15 protein-coding genes, 2 tRNA genes and 2 pseudogenes are annotated in these 18,916 nt (G+C 51.8%); 9 read left to right on the forward strand and 10 right to left on the reverse strand.

The features are described 5' to 3' along the window. Window positions 1-92: 92 nt before the first annotated feature. Entirely contained in the window at window positions 93-827 is a 735-nt protein-coding gene (locus tag C7M51_RS09095) for an NYN domain-containing protein (protein ID WP_160621499.1), read from the forward strand. 105 nt (window positions 828-932) lie between these two features. Here C7M51_RS09095 and C7M51_RS09100 read toward each other — a convergent pair. The 5 genes and pseudogenes from C7M51_RS09100 to nac form a co-directional block, all read right to left on the reverse strand. Then, a pseudogene (locus C7M51_RS09100) lies at window positions 933-1,782 on the reverse strand (oxidoreductase). A 123-nt stretch (window positions 1,783-1,905) separates the two neighbouring features. Continuing rightward, window positions 1,906-3,701: pseudogene (locus C7M51_RS09105) on the reverse strand (thiamine pyrophosphate-requiring protein). 56 nt (window positions 3,702-3,757) lie between these two features. Next, complete coding sequence (locus C7M51_RS09110) at window positions 3,758-4,582, reverse strand: GNAT family N-acetyltransferase (protein WP_160621500.1); 825 nt, start codon at window positions 4,580-4,582, stop codon at window positions 3,758-3,760. A 71-nt stretch (window positions 4,583-4,653) separates the two neighbouring features. Next, a complete protein-coding gene (gene cbl, locus C7M51_RS09115; protein WP_160621501.1) occupies window positions 4,654-5,613 on the reverse strand; it encodes an HTH-type transcriptional regulator Cbl in 960 nt (319 codons plus the stop codon). A 147-nt stretch (window positions 5,614-5,760) separates the two neighbouring features. Beyond that, window positions 5,761-6,678: a nitrogen assimilation transcriptional regulator NAC gene (gene nac / locus C7M51_RS09120; protein WP_160621502.1), complete on the reverse strand. Its 918-nt coding sequence runs from the start codon at window positions 6,676-6,678 to the stop codon at window positions 5,761-5,763. A 565-nt stretch (window positions 6,679-7,243) separates the two neighbouring features. Between nac and C7M51_RS09125 the strand changes: the two genes are divergently transcribed. Beyond that, entirely contained in the window at window positions 7,244-8,557 is a 1,314-nt protein-coding gene (locus C7M51_RS09125; protein WP_160621503.1) for a CitMHS family transporter, read from the forward strand. Between the two features lie 168 nt (window positions 8,558-8,725). Beyond that, a tRNA-Asn gene (locus tag C7M51_RS09130) sits at window positions 8,726-8,801 on the forward strand. Between the two features lie 123 nt (window positions 8,802-8,924). On the opposite strand, the gene C7M51_RS09135 is transcribed toward C7M51_RS09130, so the two are convergent. From C7M51_RS09135 to C7M51_RS09150, 4 genes are all read right to left on the reverse strand, one after another. Then, window positions 8,925-9,602: a hypothetical protein gene (locus C7M51_RS09135; protein WP_160621504.1), complete on the reverse strand. Its 678-nt coding sequence runs from the start codon at window positions 9,600-9,602 to the stop codon at window positions 8,925-8,927. A 211-nt stretch (window positions 9,603-9,813) separates the two neighbouring features. Next, entirely contained in the window at window positions 9,814-10,170 is a 357-nt protein-coding gene (locus C7M51_RS09140) for a DUF488 domain-containing protein (RefSeq protein WP_160621505.1), read from the reverse strand. A gap of 62 nt (window positions 10,171-10,232) precedes the next feature. Continuing rightward, window positions 10,233-10,658: a hypothetical protein gene (locus tag C7M51_RS09145; protein WP_208852125.1), complete on the reverse strand. Its 426-nt coding sequence runs from the start codon at window positions 10,656-10,658 to the stop codon at window positions 10,233-10,235. 14 nt (window positions 10,659-10,672) lie between these two features. Continuing rightward, window positions 10,673-10,864, reverse strand: a complete 192-nt coding sequence (locus tag C7M51_RS09150) for a hypothetical protein (RefSeq protein WP_160621506.1) — start codon at window positions 10,862-10,864, stop codon at window positions 10,673-10,675. 569 nt (window positions 10,865-11,433) lie between these two features. Between C7M51_RS09150 and C7M51_RS09155 the strand changes: the two genes are divergently transcribed. After that, window positions 11,434-12,081, forward strand: coding sequence for a TetR/AcrR family transcriptional regulator (locus tag C7M51_RS09155; RefSeq protein ID WP_160621507.1), 648 nt, complete (start codon window positions 11,434-11,436; stop codon window positions 12,079-12,081). Window positions 12,082-12,113: 32 nt separating this feature from the next. On the opposite strand, the gene C7M51_RS09160 is transcribed toward C7M51_RS09155, so the two are convergent. Next, entirely contained in the window at window positions 12,114-13,946 is a 1,833-nt protein-coding gene (locus C7M51_RS09160; RefSeq protein ID WP_244323813.1) for a DNA/RNA non-specific endonuclease, read from the reverse strand. A gap of 182 nt (window positions 13,947-14,128) precedes the next feature. On the opposite strand from C7M51_RS09160, the gene C7M51_RS09165 reads away from it, so the two are divergent. The 5 genes from C7M51_RS09165 to C7M51_RS09185 all read left to right on the forward strand — a co-directional run bounded on the left by C7M51_RS09165 (window position 14,129) and on the right by C7M51_RS09185 (window position 18,855). Continuing rightward, window positions 14,129-14,204: transfer RNA gene (locus C7M51_RS09165), tRNA-Asn, on the forward strand. Continuing rightward, complete coding sequence (locus C7M51_RS09170) at window positions 14,172-14,477, forward strand: hypothetical protein (RefSeq protein WP_160621508.1); 306 nt, start codon at window positions 14,172-14,174, stop codon at window positions 14,475-14,477. Before C7M51_RS09165 ends, C7M51_RS09170 begins: the two co-directional genes overlap by 33 nt. Window positions 14,478-15,044: 567 nt before the next feature. Continuing rightward, window positions 15,045-15,767, forward strand: coding sequence for a fimbrial biogenesis chaperone (locus C7M51_RS09175; protein ID WP_160621509.1), 723 nt, complete (start codon window positions 15,045-15,047; stop codon window positions 15,765-15,767). A gap of 86 nt (window positions 15,768-15,853) precedes the next feature. Next, a complete protein-coding gene (locus tag C7M51_RS09180) occupies window positions 15,854-16,390 on the forward strand; it encodes a fimbrial protein (RefSeq protein WP_160621510.1) in 537 nt (178 codons plus the stop codon). A gap of 71 nt (window positions 16,391-16,461) precedes the next feature. Next, a complete protein-coding gene (locus C7M51_RS09185) occupies window positions 16,462-18,855 on the forward strand; it encodes a fimbria/pilus outer membrane usher protein (RefSeq protein ID WP_160621511.1) in 2,394 nt (797 codons plus the stop codon). Window positions 18,856-18,916 lie beyond the last annotated feature (61 nt).

Raw genomic sequence — 18,916 nt, forward strand, 5'->3', positions numbered from 1 at the left:
AGTGACAGGAAGATAATTCAGGCTGAATTAACAATAAATAAATTATTATCCAGACATTTATTTTTTTGGGGTTAATCTAAAAGGATTTACACATGAATAATAAAATAAAAAAATTCGCCGTACTCATTGATGGCGATAATGCACAGCCTGCGACAATTGAAAATATTTTAAATAAAATTTCCTCTATGGGTAATGCCATAATTAAGCGCATCTATGGTGATTTCACCTCGCCGCAAAGCGCCAGCTGGAAAAAAATGTTGCAGGACAATGCCATTAAGCCAGTACAGCAGTTTGCCTATACTAAAGGTAAAAACGCTACCGATAGCGCCCTGATCATTGATGCAATGGATTTATTATACAACAACGATTTAGATGGCTATTGCCTGATCTCAAGCGACAGTGATTTTACCGGGCTGGCAATCAGGCTTCGGGAGTCAGCCCTGACGGTAATCGGTTTCGGTAACGACCGAACGCCTGCGCCTTTCCAGAAAGCCTGCAATCAATTTATCATTACTGATATTTTTAAAGAAAAGGAGGCGCAGTCGAAAGAAAAAATAAAAACCAACCCTAAATCTGCGTCATCGCCCGAAGAACAACTTATAAAAATGATTGCAAATTTTATCAATAATCAGAAAGATAAAAAATGGGCAACGGTGAGTGAAATAGGCAACATGCTAAAACAGGCGATCCCTGCATTTAAAACTAAAAACTATGGCGCTAAAAACCTCTCTACCCTGCTAAAAAAACATCCTAAGAAATTACAGGTTACTTTGGGAAAAGAGCCGGGTATTAATCATAAACAACTCGTGGTCAGAACAGTCAATTAAAAAATAGTCCGCATCGTAACTGATACCGTTTAACCGTGGCTGCACGTGTCGCGATATTCCATAAGGCCGGTTGGCCTTTAAAAGCAGACCAACCGGCTTTTATCATTATTCTGCCGGAAAATCGGTGCCCAGCGTTGTCTCTTTCCAGGCTTCGATCTGCGCCAGACGTTCACGCAGCTTAGTGGTGACCGCCTCATAACCAAAGGCCCCCATCACCAGATGGCGCGGCGGATTGTCGTTTTCTGCCAGCGCAATCATCGCGGCGGCGGCTCGTGCCGGATCGCCCGGCTGTTTGCCGCTGTAGTTGGCGGTATTTTTCATGCGCGCCCCGGCAGTTTCTGCGTAATCTTCGATACGGTTTTCTGTCTGATGCAACGAGCGTCCGGCCCAGTCGGTACGGAACGGGCCCGGCTCAACGCAGGTAACCTTGATGCCGAGCGGCGCGCCTTCCGTTGCCAGCGCGTCAGACCAACCTTCCACCGCATGTTTACTGGCGGCGTAGTAACCGGAACCGGGGAAGCCCATCAGGCCCGCTACCGAGGTAATATTAATAACGTGGCCACGACGCGCCTTACGCATTACCGGCAGCACCGCACGCGTCATCGCGAACAGGCCGAATACGTTAGCATCAAACTGAGCGCGAATTTCCGCTTCCACGCCTTCTTCGATTGAGGCCTGATAACCATAACCAGCGTTGTTCACCAGCACATCAATAGTGCCGAATTTTTCCAGCGCGGGCGCTAACCGCCTTATCAATACTGGCGCTGTCGGTCACATCCAGCGCTAATGCCAGAGCCCGCTGCTCATTGCCCTGCACCAGATCGGCAACTTTCTGCACATCACGCGCGGTCACTACCACGTTAAAACCGCGTTTTATCGTCTGTTCCGCCAGCTCACGACCGAAGCCGGTCGAACAGCCGGTAATTAACCAGACGGGGCTATTTGTGGCCTGCATTGTATTATCCTCTTTAAGCACGCTTTAACCTCTGCTGCGTCACAGCCCGACCGCGCACGGCGGCCGGACGACATCGACGTCAATTGCTATCGCCGTCAGGCAGATAGCATTAATGCGTCAGCCTTACTTCTTTTTCCCCGGCAGCACTTCATTGAGCAACTGGCTGGCGGTATCGCCGATCACCTGCGCCGCACCACGATCGCCTTTTATCATCGATGCCATAAAGGCTTTTGCCTGCTTAAAGGTGATATGCGGCGGCAAAGGTGCCACTTCCGGATCGGTTTTTATTCCAGCACCACCGGACGATCGCTGTTCAGCGCTTCCAGCCATGCTGCACTGAGCTTTTCCGGGTCATCCACATAGATGCCTTTCAGGCCCAACATCTCGGCAAAGGCAGCATAATGAACATTGGGAATATCCTGGCTGGCTTCAAAGCGCGGATTACCTTCCATCACACGCTGTTCCCAGGTCACCTGGTTTAAATCCTGGTTGTTGAAAACACAGACAATAAGGCGTCCGTCGCCCCAGCCCTGCCAGTATTTCTGTATGGTAATCAATTCAGCGAGGTTATTCATCTGCATTGCGCCATCACCGACCAGCGCCACTACCGGCTGGTGCGGAAAGGCAAATTTTGCCGCGATAGCATAAGGCACCGCCGCGCCCATACAGGCGAGGCCGCCAGAAAGCGTGGCACGCTGCCCCTGCTTCACCCGGTAATCGCGGGCAAACCAGTTGGCGCAGGAGCCAGAATCGGAGGTCACAATGGTATTTTCCGGCAACAGCGGGGACATTTCCCACACTACCCGCTGCGGGTTGACGGGATTCGCTGGTGCCATCGCCCGCTCTTCCATTACCTGCCACCACTCCTGAACCTGGCGGGCAATATCCTCCTGCCAGTGACGATCCGCCTTATGTTTCAGTAGCGGCAGCAGCGCACGCAACGTCTCTGCCGCATCACCGTGCAGGTTTACTTCGCAGGGATAGCGCAACCCCAGCATCGCCGGATCGATATCGATCTGTACCGCCTGCGCCTGCCCTTCCTCTGGCAGAAATTCTGTCCAGGGGAAGCCACTGCCAACCATCAGCAACGTATCGCAATGTTTCATCATTTCCGATGAGGGTTTCGTCCCCAAAAGACCAATAGCACCGGTAACAAAGGGCGCGTCATCCGGCAGCACATCCTTGCCCAGCAGCGCTTTCGCCACGCCAGCACCCAACAGATTCGCCGCCTGTACCACTTCTACCGCCGCGCCGCGTGCGCCGGAACCGATCAGGATCGCCACCTTTTTTCCCGCGTTCAGAACCTCAGCGGCACGCAGCAGATCTTCATGATAAGGCACCACTTTTGGACGCTGATAGCCGGGACCGGAATGGGTAAAGCCGTGCAGATGCGGCGGTGCCTGCCAGGGTTCATCCTGCAAATCTTTCGGCAGAATCAGCACCGCCACGCCATTTTGCGCTTTTGCGATACGTACGCCACGATCGACCAGATGACGCACCTGTGCCGGAGCCGCCGCCTCCTGCACAAAATTTGCCACGTCAGAAAAGACGCGATCGAGGTTCAGCTCCTGCTGATAGCTGGATGCACGAGAAGTGGTCTCCGCCTGGCCGGAAATCGCCAGCACCGGAGCATGATCGAGTTTGGCATCATACAGGCCGGTTAACAGATGGGTCGCGCCGGGACCGCCGGTAGAGAGGCAAACGCCCAGTTCGCCGGTAAATTTGGCATGGCCCACCGCCATAAATGCCGCCATCTCTTCATGGCGCACCTGAATAAATTCAATACCGGCACCCGCTTTGTTGGCGCGCTGAATGGCGCCCAGCACGCCGTTAATGCCATCACCAGGATAGCCATAAATACGGGTTACGCCCCAGGCTTTTAGCCGCTCCACGAAAAAATCGCTGGTCTTCATTGCCATCGTCTGTCTCTTCCCTCTCAGATTACACAGACTTTAAGCATAGCTGACCCCAGCAATCAGCCCATTGCCTGACTCATCAGGCTCCAGGCCGTCATCTCCTGCGGCTGCCACTCTTCGCCGCGTACCATACGCAGCGGCGTATCTACCGCCTCCAGGCCAAAACCTACCAGCCACGCCCCCAGATTACACCGGCGGCGGCTGTCGATACGTACAAACTCGCCCGTCAGCGGCTGCATCGCCTGGGCAATCAGCTGCTGCGCCGTTGCCGCATCCGGCGCAATGACCGGCCCGATATTGAAACCATGACCAAAACGCCGGGTAACGGCGAAACCGGAAGGTATGCCTTGCTGACGCGTCAGAATAATACTGGCCCCGTCAGCCAACAGCCGTTGTAACAATGGAAGGCGCTGAAAACCGTTAGCGCGGTAATCCAGCTGTGCCAGCGCGGGCAGATCGTCGTGGGTTGCCGCCTGCATTGTTCCTGTTACCGGTGGCAGCACGCTCAACCGGGGCGTTTGATACTGAACAACCTCATCTTTGCCAGCAAAACCGAAGCGACGATAGAGCGGCGCGCCTGCGGCAGTAGCGTGCAAATGCAGGGTCATGCCTGGCAGTTGCTGTAACGCCTGCTCCAGCAGTACGCTGCCGATCCCCTGACCGCGCATCGCACCCGCCACAATAATCAGGCCAAGCGTGGCGCGCTGTGTCCCCCAGCGCCAGTAAAGCGTGCTGCCGACGATACGGCCCTGATGTTCTGCCACCAGCCCCTCACCCAGCGCCAGCATCATTTGCCAGTCGGCAAGGCGATGTGGCCACTTTACTTCCTGCGTTAGCGCAGCACAGGCGGCAAGATCCGCTGGCGTCATGGGACGAACATGCATGGATAACCATCCTGAGGTGAAAAAAATCGACATTACTGGCTACGGCGGCAGAGTGCAATCGCCGCTCACCTTCAGATTTGAAAGTCGATAACCGGATCGTCCTCTTCCTGAAGGCTAAGCGCCTGGCGCTTAATCTCCTCCAGCGACAGGTTAGCATTACACAGTTCCAGGAACTGCCAGACATAGTTGCGCTGTAGCTGCCCGCGCTTTAGCGCAAGCCAGACGGTGCTGGCATCGAACAGATGGCGCGCATCGAGGCGCGTCAGCGTAGCTTCTGCTTCCAGCTGACATGCCTGATCCGCCAGAATCCCGACGCCCAGCCCCAGCTCAACGTAGGTTTTCACTACGTCCGAGTCCTGGGCGCTGAGCACAATATCAGGTTTCAGCCCTGCCGCCTGAAACGCACGATCCACGCGTGAGCGCCCGGTAATGCCCTGCCGGTAGGTAATCAGCGGGTAGCGGCTCAGCGTGGCGAGAGAGAGCTGCGGTTCATGTTCCAGCGCGTGCCCTTTCGGCACCAGCAGCGCGTGATGCCAGCTGAACCAGGGAAAGGCCGCCAGCGTCGGTTGATTGACCAGCTGTTCGCTGGCGATACCAATATCCGCTTCACCGGCGGCTACCATCGCGACAATCTCCTGCGGCGAACCCTGATTCAGTTCCAGTCGGACCTGCGGCCAGAGGGCGCGAAAGGCTTTAATGACTTTCGGCAGGCTGTAACGCGCCTGGGTATGCGTGGTGGCGATAGTCAGGACGCCGCTGGTTTCGTTGGTAAAGACATCCGCCAGCCGCCGCACGCGGCTCGCCTCATCCAGAATACGCTCGGCAATGGTCAACAGCGCCTTGCCCGGCTCCGTCATTCCCAGCAATCGTTTACCGCGACGCACGAAAATCTCCACGCCCAGTTCATCTTCCAGATCGCGGATATGGCGGCTGACGCCAGACTGGGAGGTAAAAAGCGTGTTCGCCACCTCCGTCAGGTTGAATTCACAGCGTGCGGCTTCGCGAATAATTTTAAGCTGTTGAAAATTCACACCGCTTCTCCTTATCTGTTCGTCAATGTTGTCTTTATGTTATGCAGACGTATTGATAGCAACAAATAATAAAAATCGGTCTGTTATGCTTTTAAGTGATAAGAGAAGGACGCATCCGCTGCGTCCGCTTGCAGCCCAGAATCAGGTTCAGCTCACCAGCATTAACGTGCGATCCTCCAGCTCAGGTTTACTAAGTAGCGAAAGCAGAATGGCCTTTACCGCCTGTGCAGAGGGCGAGAGCGCCAGCGTGGCAGAAACATTCAGTGACAGCGGCAAATTGAGCGACGGAGAGAGGATGCGCGCCATCCAGCCGCCGGAAGCGCTCGCCAGCGTACGTGCCGCTGATTCTGGCAGCACCGTAACGCCCATCCCGCTGGAAACGGCGGCGGACAATGTTGACAGTGACTCAATCTCTCCAATAATACGTGCGCTCAGGCGGCGCAACGTAAAGGCTTCATCCACCCGCTTGCGCACCGCGCTGTAATCGCGTGGTAAGAACAGGCTCATTTGTGCCACTTCAGCCAGTTCTACCGTTGCGCCCGGCGCATCGCCGGTGCCCACCAGCCAGAGATCTTCTTTAATCAGCGACGTACTGCTGATCCCCGCCGTTGGTGTTCGATCGTACAGCACGGCCATATCAAGCTGCCCATCAATAACCTTTTCATTTAGCTGGCTGCCGCTGTTCTCGTGCAGATAAATCAGAATATCAGGATAGCGATCGCGCACCGTTTGCAGCAGCGGCATAGTTAACGATGAGGCAACAGCACCCGGCGCGAGACCGATAGCCACCTGCCCGCTTAAGGCGTGCCCAACGTTAATGACTGCCGCCTGTGCCTGTTCGCACTGGCGCAAAATAGCGCGGGCGTGCGCGTAGAGAATTTTTCCCGCTTCGGTCGGCGTAACGCCTCGCCGCGTCCGGATCAGTAGCTGCTGATCCAGTTCACTTTCCAGCGTAACAACCTGCTGGCTAAGCGCCGGTTGCGCAATGTGCAACACTTCCGCGGCCTGGGTCAGGCTGCCGATATCGACGATTTTTACGAAATATTTGAGTCGTCTTAAGTTCATATTGCCTCCGTTACGGGATCTGGATGCCGTCAGGAGCACAGAGCTCCTGTCGCGCCTGTAATGGAGAATTGCAATATGCAGGCCAGTTTTTACCGAGCCTGCGTATTAAGGCTGCGCTTAACTAAGCATCGATAAAATAAGAGAAAACGATGGCGCAAGGTTGGCAACCGTGACCTGAAATCATGCAAAAACAGGATGCAACGCAGCCGGTGCACTATAAGCATGCACCGGCTGCGTTAGTGATGGGCAGGCAGCTCATCTTATGCCTTTTCATTTTTTTCTTCCTCCGACCGGGCTCACAAAACTCTCACCATGCCGCGTTCAAAACATGACGCTCATCACTATTTTCGCTTCAGCACATGGCGATTGTAAAAATTATGTCATTAATTTATTGCACAAAATCATTATAAAAACAGTTGCTTACTTCAGATGAAATAATCACAGCGTTAACTTTTTACCTCGACAGACGGTGGATTGATAACTCTGCATCATAGTGGACGAGGTTTCATCACCATGCGTAAGCCGAATGGCGTGCCCGTACCTTCTAACTGAAAAGGAAATTAATTTGCTGACTGTGCTGGGTTTTTCGATGGTGATCTGCTTTATGTACCTGATCATGACCAGGCGAATGTCGGCGCTGATTGCGCTGATTATTGTGCCTACGCTGTTTGCGCTGGCTGGCGGCTACTGGCATGGGCTGGGCGATATGATGCTGAGCGGCGTTAAGACATTGGCCCCTACTGGCGTCATGTTAACCTTCTCCATCCTCTACTTTGGCCTGATGATTGACGCTGGTCTGTTTGATCCGCTGGTGCGTCTGATCCTGAAAATTGTACGCGGCGATCCGTTAAAAGTACTGGTTGGCACTGCGGTACTGACGCTGCTGGTTTCCCTCGATGGCGATAGTTCCACCACTTATATGATCGCCGTGGCGGCTTTTTTACCGCTCTATCAACGACTGGGTATGAACGTGCTGGCAATGACCTGCCTGGTTAACCTCGCCAGCGGTATTATGAACCTCTCGCCGTGGGGCGGCCCTACTGCACGCGCAGCGGCGGCGCTACGTATCGATGCGCTGGATATATTTGTTCCAATGATCCCGGCGATGCTGCTGGCCTGCTGCACGCTGGTAGGAATGGCGGTCTATTTCGGGCTGCGTGAGCGACGTCACCTGGGAATTATGACGATGGAAAGCCATCAGATGACTGATGTCAGCCTGGGACAGGGTGATGCCGATGAGTGTGAGGCAAATCGACGCCCTAAAATGTTCTGGCCTAATTTTATTTTAACCACCGCGCTACTGGTGCTGCTGGTCGCCGGCCTGATGCCAATTCATATCCTGTTTATGCTGGCGTTCGCTATTGCAGTGATGTTGAACTATCCCTCACTTGAACAACAAAAGGCACGCATTGGCGCTCATGCAGCTAACGTGCTGGCGGTAACATCGCTGATTTTTGCCGCTGGGGTGTTTACCGGCATTCTCTCTGGCACCGGCATGGTGGATGCGATGGCAAAAAGCCTGCTGGCGGTGATTCCGCATAGTTTCGGCCCTTATCTGGCGGTATTTACCGCAGTGGTCAGCCTGCCGTTTACCTTTTTTATGTCCAATGACGCGTTCTATTTCGGCATCCTGCCGGTTATTGCACAAACGGCAGCGGGCTATGGCATCAGCGCAGAGGAAATTGCACGCGCCTCAATCATCGGTCAGCCTTTCCACCTGCTTAGCCCGCTGGTGCCGTCAATCTATCTGCTGGTTGGGTTGGCAAAAGTCGATATTGGTGACCACCAGCGTTTCGCTATTAAATGGGGAGTGCTGGTAAGTATGGCGCTGCTGGCAGGGGGCGTGCTGTTTGGCGCGTTTCCGCTTTATCACAGCTGATCTGAATGCGCTTTTTTCCAATAAGGCTGCCGTTTTAACGGAAGAAAAAGCGGCATAGTTGAGCAAAACGGCGCGAATTGTTGGTTTTGCCAGCAAACGCGCTGCAAAACCTTGTACAGGCTTTGACAACATGTCGGAGGCCAGGTAATATTCGCGCCATCAACCGATTCCTCTGTAGTTCAGTCGGTAGAACGGCGGACTGTTAATCCGTATGTCACTGGTTCGAGTCCAGTCAGAGGAGCCATATTTAGAGAAGCCCGCTCAGGGAAAACCGAGCGGGCTTTTTGCTTTTCTGCGCGGCTATATTTCTTTCCTACGCTAAATACAGATGCGCCATCACCTTAAGCGATACGCCACACTTGTGCAGTTACGGCTGCGGCAACAGGCAGGCTTTTTGTGCATACATCACGCTGCGCCGATATTGCAGTAGCGCGATAACTGCCAGCACAGGCAACGCCAGCTCAAGGAATTCTTCCTGCGAGGTTTGTAACGCCACCAGCCAGTGCGGCGCGTGCCAGCCCAGCCACTCTTTGACTATGCCCAGAGAACGATCGAGTAAGTTCGTCAGGGCAATAAGCGCAATGAACGAAACGATACTGATTGCATGAGGGATACGCTGTTTTACCGCACGCAGCGTCGCCCGCCCCTGCTTAAACAACAGCCACAGGCAGGCCAGCGCCGCTGGAGCCAAAAAGCCGAACGCTATCAGCTTATCGTGCAAAGGCAAATTACCCGTCCAGAAACGCAGCTTTATCATGCTCATATCCGCTACCGCCTTATGAAGATCGGCTTCTCTGGCCATCATGGTAAGCAGGACAACGATCACGGCGTAACGGGTTAACGGCTTAAACGTGGGAACAGGCAGTACCAGCAGCAGAAAAATCGCCAGGCCATAGGCATACAGCGTTAGTTGTTCAACAATACGCCCTTCTTCGGTGTGATAGATCAGCACTTCGGCGGGTAAAAAGAGCCACAGCAGCAAAGTGAAGAAGGACGTTAATGCAATAAAAAAGAGGGCAAAACGCGGACGATCAATAGGGTGCATGTTAATCCCATAAAGCAGGGCCGGATAAATCCGACTGAGTACATGGAAAGCGCAGGCCTGATACGGGAAAGAGGCCGGCCCAGCGCGGGCGTTGGCAGGACTGATTTTTTCAGGCAACAAGTTAACTGCCACCCATTAAATTCCTTTACCATTATCATCACAATATACAGGTTAGTATCTTTTAAATTAAAGGAAAACAACAATAACCCGTTCAGTTCGCCTCCAGCCGTTGATGTAAAAATTCAGCCAGCACACGAGCCTGGTTATGCTGCTCATCACGTGCGGCAAATAGTAGCGTCAGGTTTCCGGCGCGCGCTTTGTCCAGCAGCGGCTGCCAGTTTTCAGGCGCCGCAAGCAGCTGGGAACAATACCGTTCGCTAAAACGGGCGAAATCGATTTCTTGCTGATGAAAAGCCTTACGCAGCGCGGGATCGGGTGCCACATTTTTGGCCCATTCATCCAGCATCAGCGCGCTTTTTTTGATACCGCGTGGCCAGAGATAATCCACCAGCACCCGATAACCATCGTCCTCAGTTACTGGTTGATAAACGCGTTTACACTGAATCATTTCTTATCTCCACCGTTCAGGTTATTCCTTTCCGGATGGCACAGACAAAGCGTCATGCCATCTTACTTCGCCAGCAGGCGGTTTACTTTCACAATGGATCGCGTTAACAGGCTGCCATAATGTGGATCACCAAAATGAAACAGTGCCGTTGCGCGGCGAAATGCCGGATCGCAGGCGCCATTAGCATGAAAGGAGCGATAGCCGTAGAAAAAGTAGAGGTTGCCCGGCTGGAGATGCAGCGTCATTGGCTTAACCAGTCGTTGCTTAATCGCCCAGGTTAACAGACGGCGCGACAGCCCGTTTTGCATCAGCATTTTTTCCAGCACGTTAAACAGTACGCTGGAACGAAAGCGGCGCAGGTTAGGAAACAGCACCAAATCGCCTCGCGCCGTGCCCTGCTGCGGAATTTCAATCGGCAGTAGCATGGTAATGACGCTGGCATCGTAGTGGAACGCGTTCGATTTCCTTTTACCGCTCTCTCCCTGCACACAACGCAGCACCGCTAAAACTGACTGATCGGCCAGCGAAGATGCAGCGTTTTCTCCGCCATTAGTAGCATTAGCTGGCGAAAATCGGCATTTTCACTCAGTTCCGCCAGCGGCGTACGGTCGATTTTTTCCACGTCGCCAAAAATAGCATGATAGCCTTGTCCGGTGCCGAAGCTAACTTCCTCTACCCAACGGCGAAAGCGCATCAGCCCTTCCTCAGTTACCGCATTTTCTAATACCGCATAACCCTGGGTTTCAATATCCTGTATTAACTGTGGTACACAATGCGGATCGATACCGGTAATAAGAGAAATAGTACTCTGCCCGTTAATTTTTTTAGCGTACTCGACGTCTGAGCGTCTTATAGAAACGTTACATCACCCTGTTACAATCCTTTTCATCATAGGAGCTCGTAGCAGGAAAGACATGCTCTAATAAAAAATAAGAATTATTAACGTTTAGCGCCAAATTTACTTTGGTAGCAAAGCTTTAGCGAACGCCGCTATTTTTTCCGCTTCGCTCCTGCCTGCTGGCGTTTTGTTGCGTTTCTGTCAGCCAGGACAGGCTTGTTTTACGCCCGGTGATAAGTGAGTCAACCTGAGGTTCATCGCCTTTCCCCTCTCATCTCGCACGTGTCTGCCGGTTATTGCTCATCGGTAAATAGCGTGTTCCTGCCATTGCCTGTAATGCATGTCAGCTGAATGTAACCAGGTTGTTATTAACGGAACAACAGGCTACTCTGCCAGCGGTTGAGTTAACAGGAATGCGGTCCACAATGGCTGAACAGGCAAAACGTAAGAACGATCCAGAAGGTTTGAAAAAGCGCATCCTTGATGGCGCGCTGAAGGCGTTTGCCGAATTCGGTATGCAGGGCGCGCGGCTGGAGCAAATCGCAGGCTATGCAGAGACCACTAAACGGATGGTGGTCTATCACTTTGGCAACAAAGAGAATCTCTATATAGCGGTGCTGGAGCTGGTGTATCAGCAGATTCGCCAGCATGAAACCGGACTTAACCTGACAGCGATGCCGCCAGAAAAGGCGATAACGCGGCTGGTGGAAGAGAGCTTTGACTATCACGCTTCTCATGCTGATTTTATGCGCCTGGTCTGTAGTGAAAATCTGCTGCGCGGACGCTATATCACCCAGTCATCACGTATTAAGGCGCTGAACCGCAGCGCACTGGATGTACTGGAGGATATTCTGACGCGCGGACAGCAGGCAGGCCTGTTTTATGAGCACGTGGATACGCTGGATGTGCATCGTTTGATCAGCAGCATCTGCGTCCATCACGTCTCTAATCGCTATACCTTTAACGCCCTGTTCAGCCCTGATAACGATGAGGCAGAGAGCATCAGGCGCAACCGCCAGCTGGCGGTAACGGCAACGCTGCGCTATCTGCGCCGCCCGGATGCGCCGCGTTAAAACGACGCAGTTAAAGCTTTGGTTTCAACGGACTACAGCAGATCGCGCCATGACATAATCAGCGCCGCCGGAAGCGGTTCGGCACGCAGTGACGGTGCCGGTTGCCAGCTATCCCACGCTTCGAAAGCGGAAAAATCCAGCCCGGTCAGATTCTGTAGCCCGCTTACCGTCACCCGAAACTCATCTACCTGCGGCACGCTATCCTGCGGCGCACGGGCGATAACCCGACGAGGTTCATCCAGCAGGTTTGCCTGACAGACCAGTAACGCGGTAGCCTGCGGCTCCCCTGCTGGCCCCAGACGCAACACCACTTTCCAGTACATCAGCGGCACTTTTACGTCACCATACTGCCGCCATTGATCGTTAAGCACCGGCCCGGTCAGCACCGTAATCTGTTTTTTACTTTGCAGTACGCCATGTTCCAGGATGTAACGCTCCACGCCCTGCCAGTATTGCAGGCTCTGATTAAAGCGAAAATGCTGCGGTGAGCAGTTGGTAAAATGAAAGGTATCTTTATTGGCACGCACCGCTTCCTGCGGCGTGCCCCAGGTAGGATCGCTGCGGCGAGTTAGATGACCGCGATCGAACCAGCGGCTGAACTCACGATAAAATGACTGCGTCAGGTAATAGCGGCTATCCATGCGACTATCCTCATACCAGCTATCCGCTTCCGGCAACAGTGAAGGCTGACCACTGTCGCGATTAATAGCAATGTAGCGCGCGCCGTCAATATTAGTGGCGGTAAGAAACGCAATGCGCCGCGCCGCACAGATTGCCAGCGAAAAATGTTGATAATCGAGGATCGCTGCGGTGCCGGTCGCGCCGCATCGCAATGGCGCGATCTCTTCCGCTCTGGGGGCGATAATTTGTGCCAGCGCAACCTCATAGCCATTAATAAATCCTGACTGATAACCGTTACGGTTAGCATAGTTGGCGTCCGGTGCCGCCTGCGCCGTCAGCATCGGCGGATTCTCACCGCGCAACGCGCCAACCAGTCGCTGTCTGGCTGGTGCATCCAGCCTGATGGCCTCGCTTTTTAACCAGTCGACCAGCGCGCTAACGCGGATGCCTTCATTTACCGGCGTACCGCTCTCATCCTGCGCTGCACCATGATGCAACGCAACCAGCTGCCAGCTATCGTTAAAAACCGGCGCTCCAGAAGAGCCTTCATCGGTATCTGCCGTATAGTGCAAAACGTTAGCCGCTTCGCTGTTTGCCGCCCCGCGCGCCAGCAAAAAATTGTCGCGCAGCGCCACCTGCTGAGCCGCACCACCGGGATGCTGGATAATATTAACCGCCATCCCCAGACGGTGTTTATCGGTGCGATCGCTGAGCATAATTGCCCCCAGCTGCGTTAAGTCTGCATTGCCGGCCAGCTTTTCGCCCAGCGCAACCAACGTGCAGTCCAGCCTCTCTGCCGGACTGGTGAGCCAGAAACTGTCGGCATCCAGCGCATAACGCGTTGTCGCCGGTGCCTCGCCTCGCTCATTTAACCAGTAGCCAAACTCCACGCTGTAGCTGGCAGCACGCTGACGCTCCGGCAGCACGTGGAAACAGGTAAGCAACAGCCCGGCACCAATTAAAAAAGCGGTGCCTTTAGGAACGTCATCTTCGCGCAACAGCCCTACCGCCCGCGCCTGTCGCATGCCCTGCTGAAAAAACACGGTCGGTAAAAAATCAACGTCGGGGCCAATAATCGCCGTTTGCTCTGTTAAACGCTGAAACGCGTAGCGCTGTGCGCGTCGAAGGTCCGGTTCAGCCTGCTCCGACTGCCCTCTCGCTATCGCCTGTACGCTCTGTTTACGCTGGGTTGTCGTTAGCGCCAGTCGCTGCCTTACCAGATTTTCCACCTGTGACTTGATCATTCCTTTCGCCTCGCTTTTACATCATCCCAGTAACCATAGTCAGGTTTGAGTGGAGCGACACGCCGATTGCATCACGATCCAGAGGAAAGCCTGCTGAATTCTTCAGCAGTCAGAAGATTTTTCGTAAAACAGGCTTTGACAACGTCTGGCACCCTCGATATTATGCGCCCCGTTCACACGATTCCTCTGTAGTTCAGTCGGTAGAACGGCGGACTGTTAATCCGTATGTCACTGGTTCGAGTCCAGTCAGAGGAGCCAAATTTAGAAAAAGCAGACGCCTGGCGTCTGCTTTTTTGCTTTCTGCCCTTTGCTCAACGCTCGCCTCTTTATCGTTCTTATCTTCTTCGTCCCGATCCTGTTCTGTTTGCCAAATTTTGCTCGCCGATAGCAGCTCATCCTTTGTCAGCTTTCTGCCTGCCCGCCAGTTCGCCGTATATGCCGGTTGATTTCTCAGCAGTTACTGATGCGAAAGTTTCTTTTACTCCCGCCAAATTCCCTACCTACTGTGTCAGTATTTTTTTCGCGCACTAAAATAAATCTATAAGTTTTATTGTGGTTGTTGAATTTGAGTTAAAGCATGATAAACATACGATACGCACTGAACAATAAAGATAAATTTGGAGTTATTAACCACAAAATCATTAATTTACAGATAAAAAAACTAATTTGCCATTATATTTCAAAATAAAAAATTAGATAAAAGACAAAAAGGAAGAAGGTAACCCTACTATTTACGTGCGTTACTAACTGATGTTTTCTCCTGGCCTCGCATCAATAAACAAAAATAGCACAAATTTTCTTTAAAAATACTGAATGAACAATTAACGTTATTAATAGTTTTAAAATCGGGAAACGCGACAAAATGATTTTAAACATATCAATGGTCCCCTTTATTCCATTTATCTTTATTTAATGTATCAATGTGAATCCGATATAACTCACTTGTAAATAAATAAACACCCAGCTGTAACAGCAAAACGCCAAAAATGTGCACATTGACAAAAGGTTACTAATAAAATTAATCTTATGCCGTCGAATCAACTCAATTAGGAATTTTCCTAACAAAGAAAATGCTACGCATCTCTTTGGTAAAAAATTATGAAACTGAGTAACCTGGTAAAAAAACATTGTTTGTTAGATAAAGTAAATAAAAGTGTCCTGTTAGCTTCATTGATGCTCATTTTTAGTGTGTTTCAGGCACAGGCTTCACTAACACTTGATCAAAGCAGGGTTATTATCAGCGCACAGGATGGTGTAGGGACAATTAAAATTAATAATCCTACAAACCGCGATTATTTAATCCAGAACTGGATAACAGATGCTAACAATGGTACGCAAGAAGATATTTTTGTTCAGCCACCGCTGATAAAAATTAAGGCGAATCATAAAGTAGCAATAAATGTGGAAGCGATCGATCCTGAGCTGGAAAAAAAACCGCATGAGCAGCTCTACTGGTTGAACGTTAAAGAAATTCCTAAGGTAGACAAGAACCAGGGTGGCTCCCAGCTATTGCTGGTCATGTTGACCAGGGTTAAGGTGCTTTACCGTCCTGATGGCGTGCCAGCAGAAATGGATAAAGACTACCTGAAATTAAAATGGAAGCGCGCTGGCAACACTTTGACCGTCACCAATCCAACACCTTATTACATTACTTTTAATAAAGTCTGGGAAGGTAATAACACAGCAAGTCCGCTTGTTGCTGATATGGTAGCCCCGGGCGAAACGCTAACCATTAAAAACTATCGAGGCTCATCGATGATTCATTACAATATTATCGATGACTACGGTGATAACAGTGATACGGTAGATATAAAGCTGTAAATATCCACTGAATCACAGGCGTACAGGTTGGTTATTATTTTCCGATATGTACGTTAATTATTATTTGCATTAATAAGGATGGTATCATGAGGAAATTGAACGCAATTTCTTTAGGTCTGCTATTAGCGGCGTCTTCCGCAGCGTTTGCCGGTAATGACGGTGTTGTGCACTTTCGCGGTCAGGTGACTGAACCTACCTGCGCAGTTGTCAGCGCTGAACAAACTGTGCAACTGGACACCATTGGTGCTGCCGATCTGTTGAGCGTTAACGTGGGCCAGTCTATCGAGAAAGGCTCGAAACAATTTAATATCAACGTAAACTGTGAAGCAGGTAATCTGCAAGATCACGTCGTTATGACAATGAAAGGTGATGCCAGCAGCCAGCAGGTTAATGCCTTAAGCAACTCCAGTGATAAAAATAATGGTATTGGCCTGGAAGTAATAGACGTCAACAATAACCAGATACTGAAGCCTAACGAACCGATTCCGGCCAGTACGCTGTTTAATGTGCTGAATAAAGGGGACGATAACCTCACTATGACGGTTCGCTATACACGCCTTGCTGAAGAAGTAAAAGGCGGTGACGTTGCCTCTGACGTCTCCTTCGTAAGCGAATACCGTTAATTTTCTTCCCTCCCCCTATTAAAAAACAGCCATGGAGTTTCTCCATGGCTTTTTTCGCCGGCAGGAAAGTAATGATAAAGGCAAAGCAACCCGCCGCAGCCCTGTTACTGTTATTACTCCAGCTGATGAGCTGTACGCCGCTAATGGCAGCAGAAGAATTTGATCTTTCACTGCTGGAAGACAGCGGCAAAATAACGCAAAGCGAGGCGGAAGTATTTAACCGCGACAGCGATATTCTGCCCGGTAGCTATCTGATGACGATTATTATTAATCAGCATGAGATGGCACGGCAGAAGGTTATCTTTCAGCTTAATCATGGCCGCAGCGAACCGCTATTCCGTTGTCGGGATTTGCAGGAGTGGGGAGTGCAGCTCGAAACCTGTCCGCGCGAAAGTGACTTCCTGGCAGGCTGGGTGGAAGGCGCCCGGTTTGATATCGATATGAGCGAAAACCAGCTGCTTATTACCGTGCCTCAACGTGACTGGCGCTTGCCCAACCCTTACGATGTTGCTCCAAGCTGGAAATGGGATAACGGCATTAATGCGGCCTTTATTAATTACGATCTCTACGCCCAGCGTAACGAATATCAATCCAGCCATACCAAAGATCTGTACGGTAACCTGACCAACGGTATTAATATCGCCGGGTTACGTTTCCGTAACAACGGTTTTATTACCGCACCGGAGATGAGTAATCCGCGCTATCAGAGCAGTACCAGCTGGCTGGCGTATGATATTGATACGCTGCGCAGCACCTTAACCCTCGGCGATTTTTATACCAACGGACGCCTGTTCTCCAGCACGTCACTACGCGGTGTGACAATGGCGACCAATATGGCGATGTTTCCCAATATCGAACGCAGCTATATTCCCGCTATCATCGGTTCAGTTAGCGCCAACGCCACGGTAATCATCAAACAAAACGGCTATGTGATTGCGACACGCCAGATCCCGCCGGGTGCCTTTAATATTAGCGATATTCCGGTTTCCTCTTCAGCGGGCGATATTGATGTCACCGTTACCGAAGCCAACGGCAAACAGCAGCATTTTATCCAGCCGTTTAACAACAGTAGCTTTCAGGTGCCTGCAAAAAGCCTGCGCTATACGTTTAACGCAGGGCGCAGCCGTCAGTCTGATAAACAGCAGCTGATGGAAGGGACGCTAATGTATGGTCTGAACAATACCTTTACGCTGTTGGAAGGGACACAGTATGCCGCAGACTATCAAAATTTCGCCTCCGGGCTGGGCGCAAACCTCAGATGGGTGGGCGGGATTAACCTGCTGTTTAATCACAGCCAGATGAAACGTAATACGCGTCGCCTGTCGGGAAACCAGCTACAGTTGGGTCTGAGCCGTTATTTGCCGCTTACCGACAGCTATATCTACGCCTCTGCCACGCATCGCTTTACTCCCGGCTACCGCCAGTTTAATCAAATGATGCAGGATGAGCACTCAACCTATAGCGGCTATCGCGATAAATACAGCGTGCAGCTCAACCAAAATATTGAAGACGTCAATTTAGCACTGAACTACAGTCAGGAAATACGCTGGAACGGGGAAAGCAATCGCAGCTGGCAGGCCAGCCTCAATTTTCATCCCGGACGCGCAACGCTGCTGACCTCTTTTTCCCGCCGCTATCAGTCCAACAGCGCCGGTGAAAACTATATTTCACTCAATCTCAGCATTCCGCTGGGCCGGGAAAGGAAATATTACCTTGATTTCAGCCAGACAGGCGGCATCAGCCACAGCAGTCAGGTTTCCTTTAGCGGTGCCGCAGGGGCAGATAACGCGTTGAACTATACATTAGGCGCTTCACGCAGCGATAAAGCGTATCAGTACAACGCTTCTGCCCTGTATAACTCCAGTTTTGGCGTAACGCGCGGCGCATGGTCACAAAGCAGTAAGGCGGAACAGTGGGTACTGGGACAGCGCGGCTCGATAGTGGCGCATCATCACGGTGTGACGCTGGGCCAGTATATAAATGAGAGCGCGGCGATTGTTCATACTTCCCATATTCGCAGTATCGGCGTGGAAAACGCTCAGCATGTGAAAACTGACCGCTGGGGGAATGCGGTGGTGCCGGGACTGGTGCCTTATTACTACAATGAGTTAACGCCGATACTTAATCGTAAGAATCGACATACCGTTAAAATCGACGGATCCGTACAGCGACGCGTACCGCGCCAGGGGGCGATTGTTGAGGTAGAGTTTTCAGCGTCACGCCAGCAGCAGCACTATGTGCGTGCTAAGCAGGTCGATGGCAGCGCGCTCGCCTTCGGCAGCATACTTTATGATGCGGAAAATCGTAACCGGGGTACCGTTTCCGCAGGCGGCATCGCCTCAATCGATATCTATAACCTGTCTTGGCCGCTGCGTAGTACACTACCCTCAGGCGAGACCTGTCATATTGCGCGCCCTAACGAGCAGGCATTGCAACAGCAGATCTGGACGCTCATCTGCCGGTAACGACGTCAATGAACGGTAAAAGCCATCTGCGCGATATATAAAACCGGGCCGCAAAGTGGCC

The sequence above is a fragment of the Mixta intestinalis genome, from assembly GCF_009914055.1.
GTDB lineage: Bacteria > Pseudomonadota > Gammaproteobacteria > Enterobacterales > Enterobacteriaceae > Mixta > Mixta intestinalis.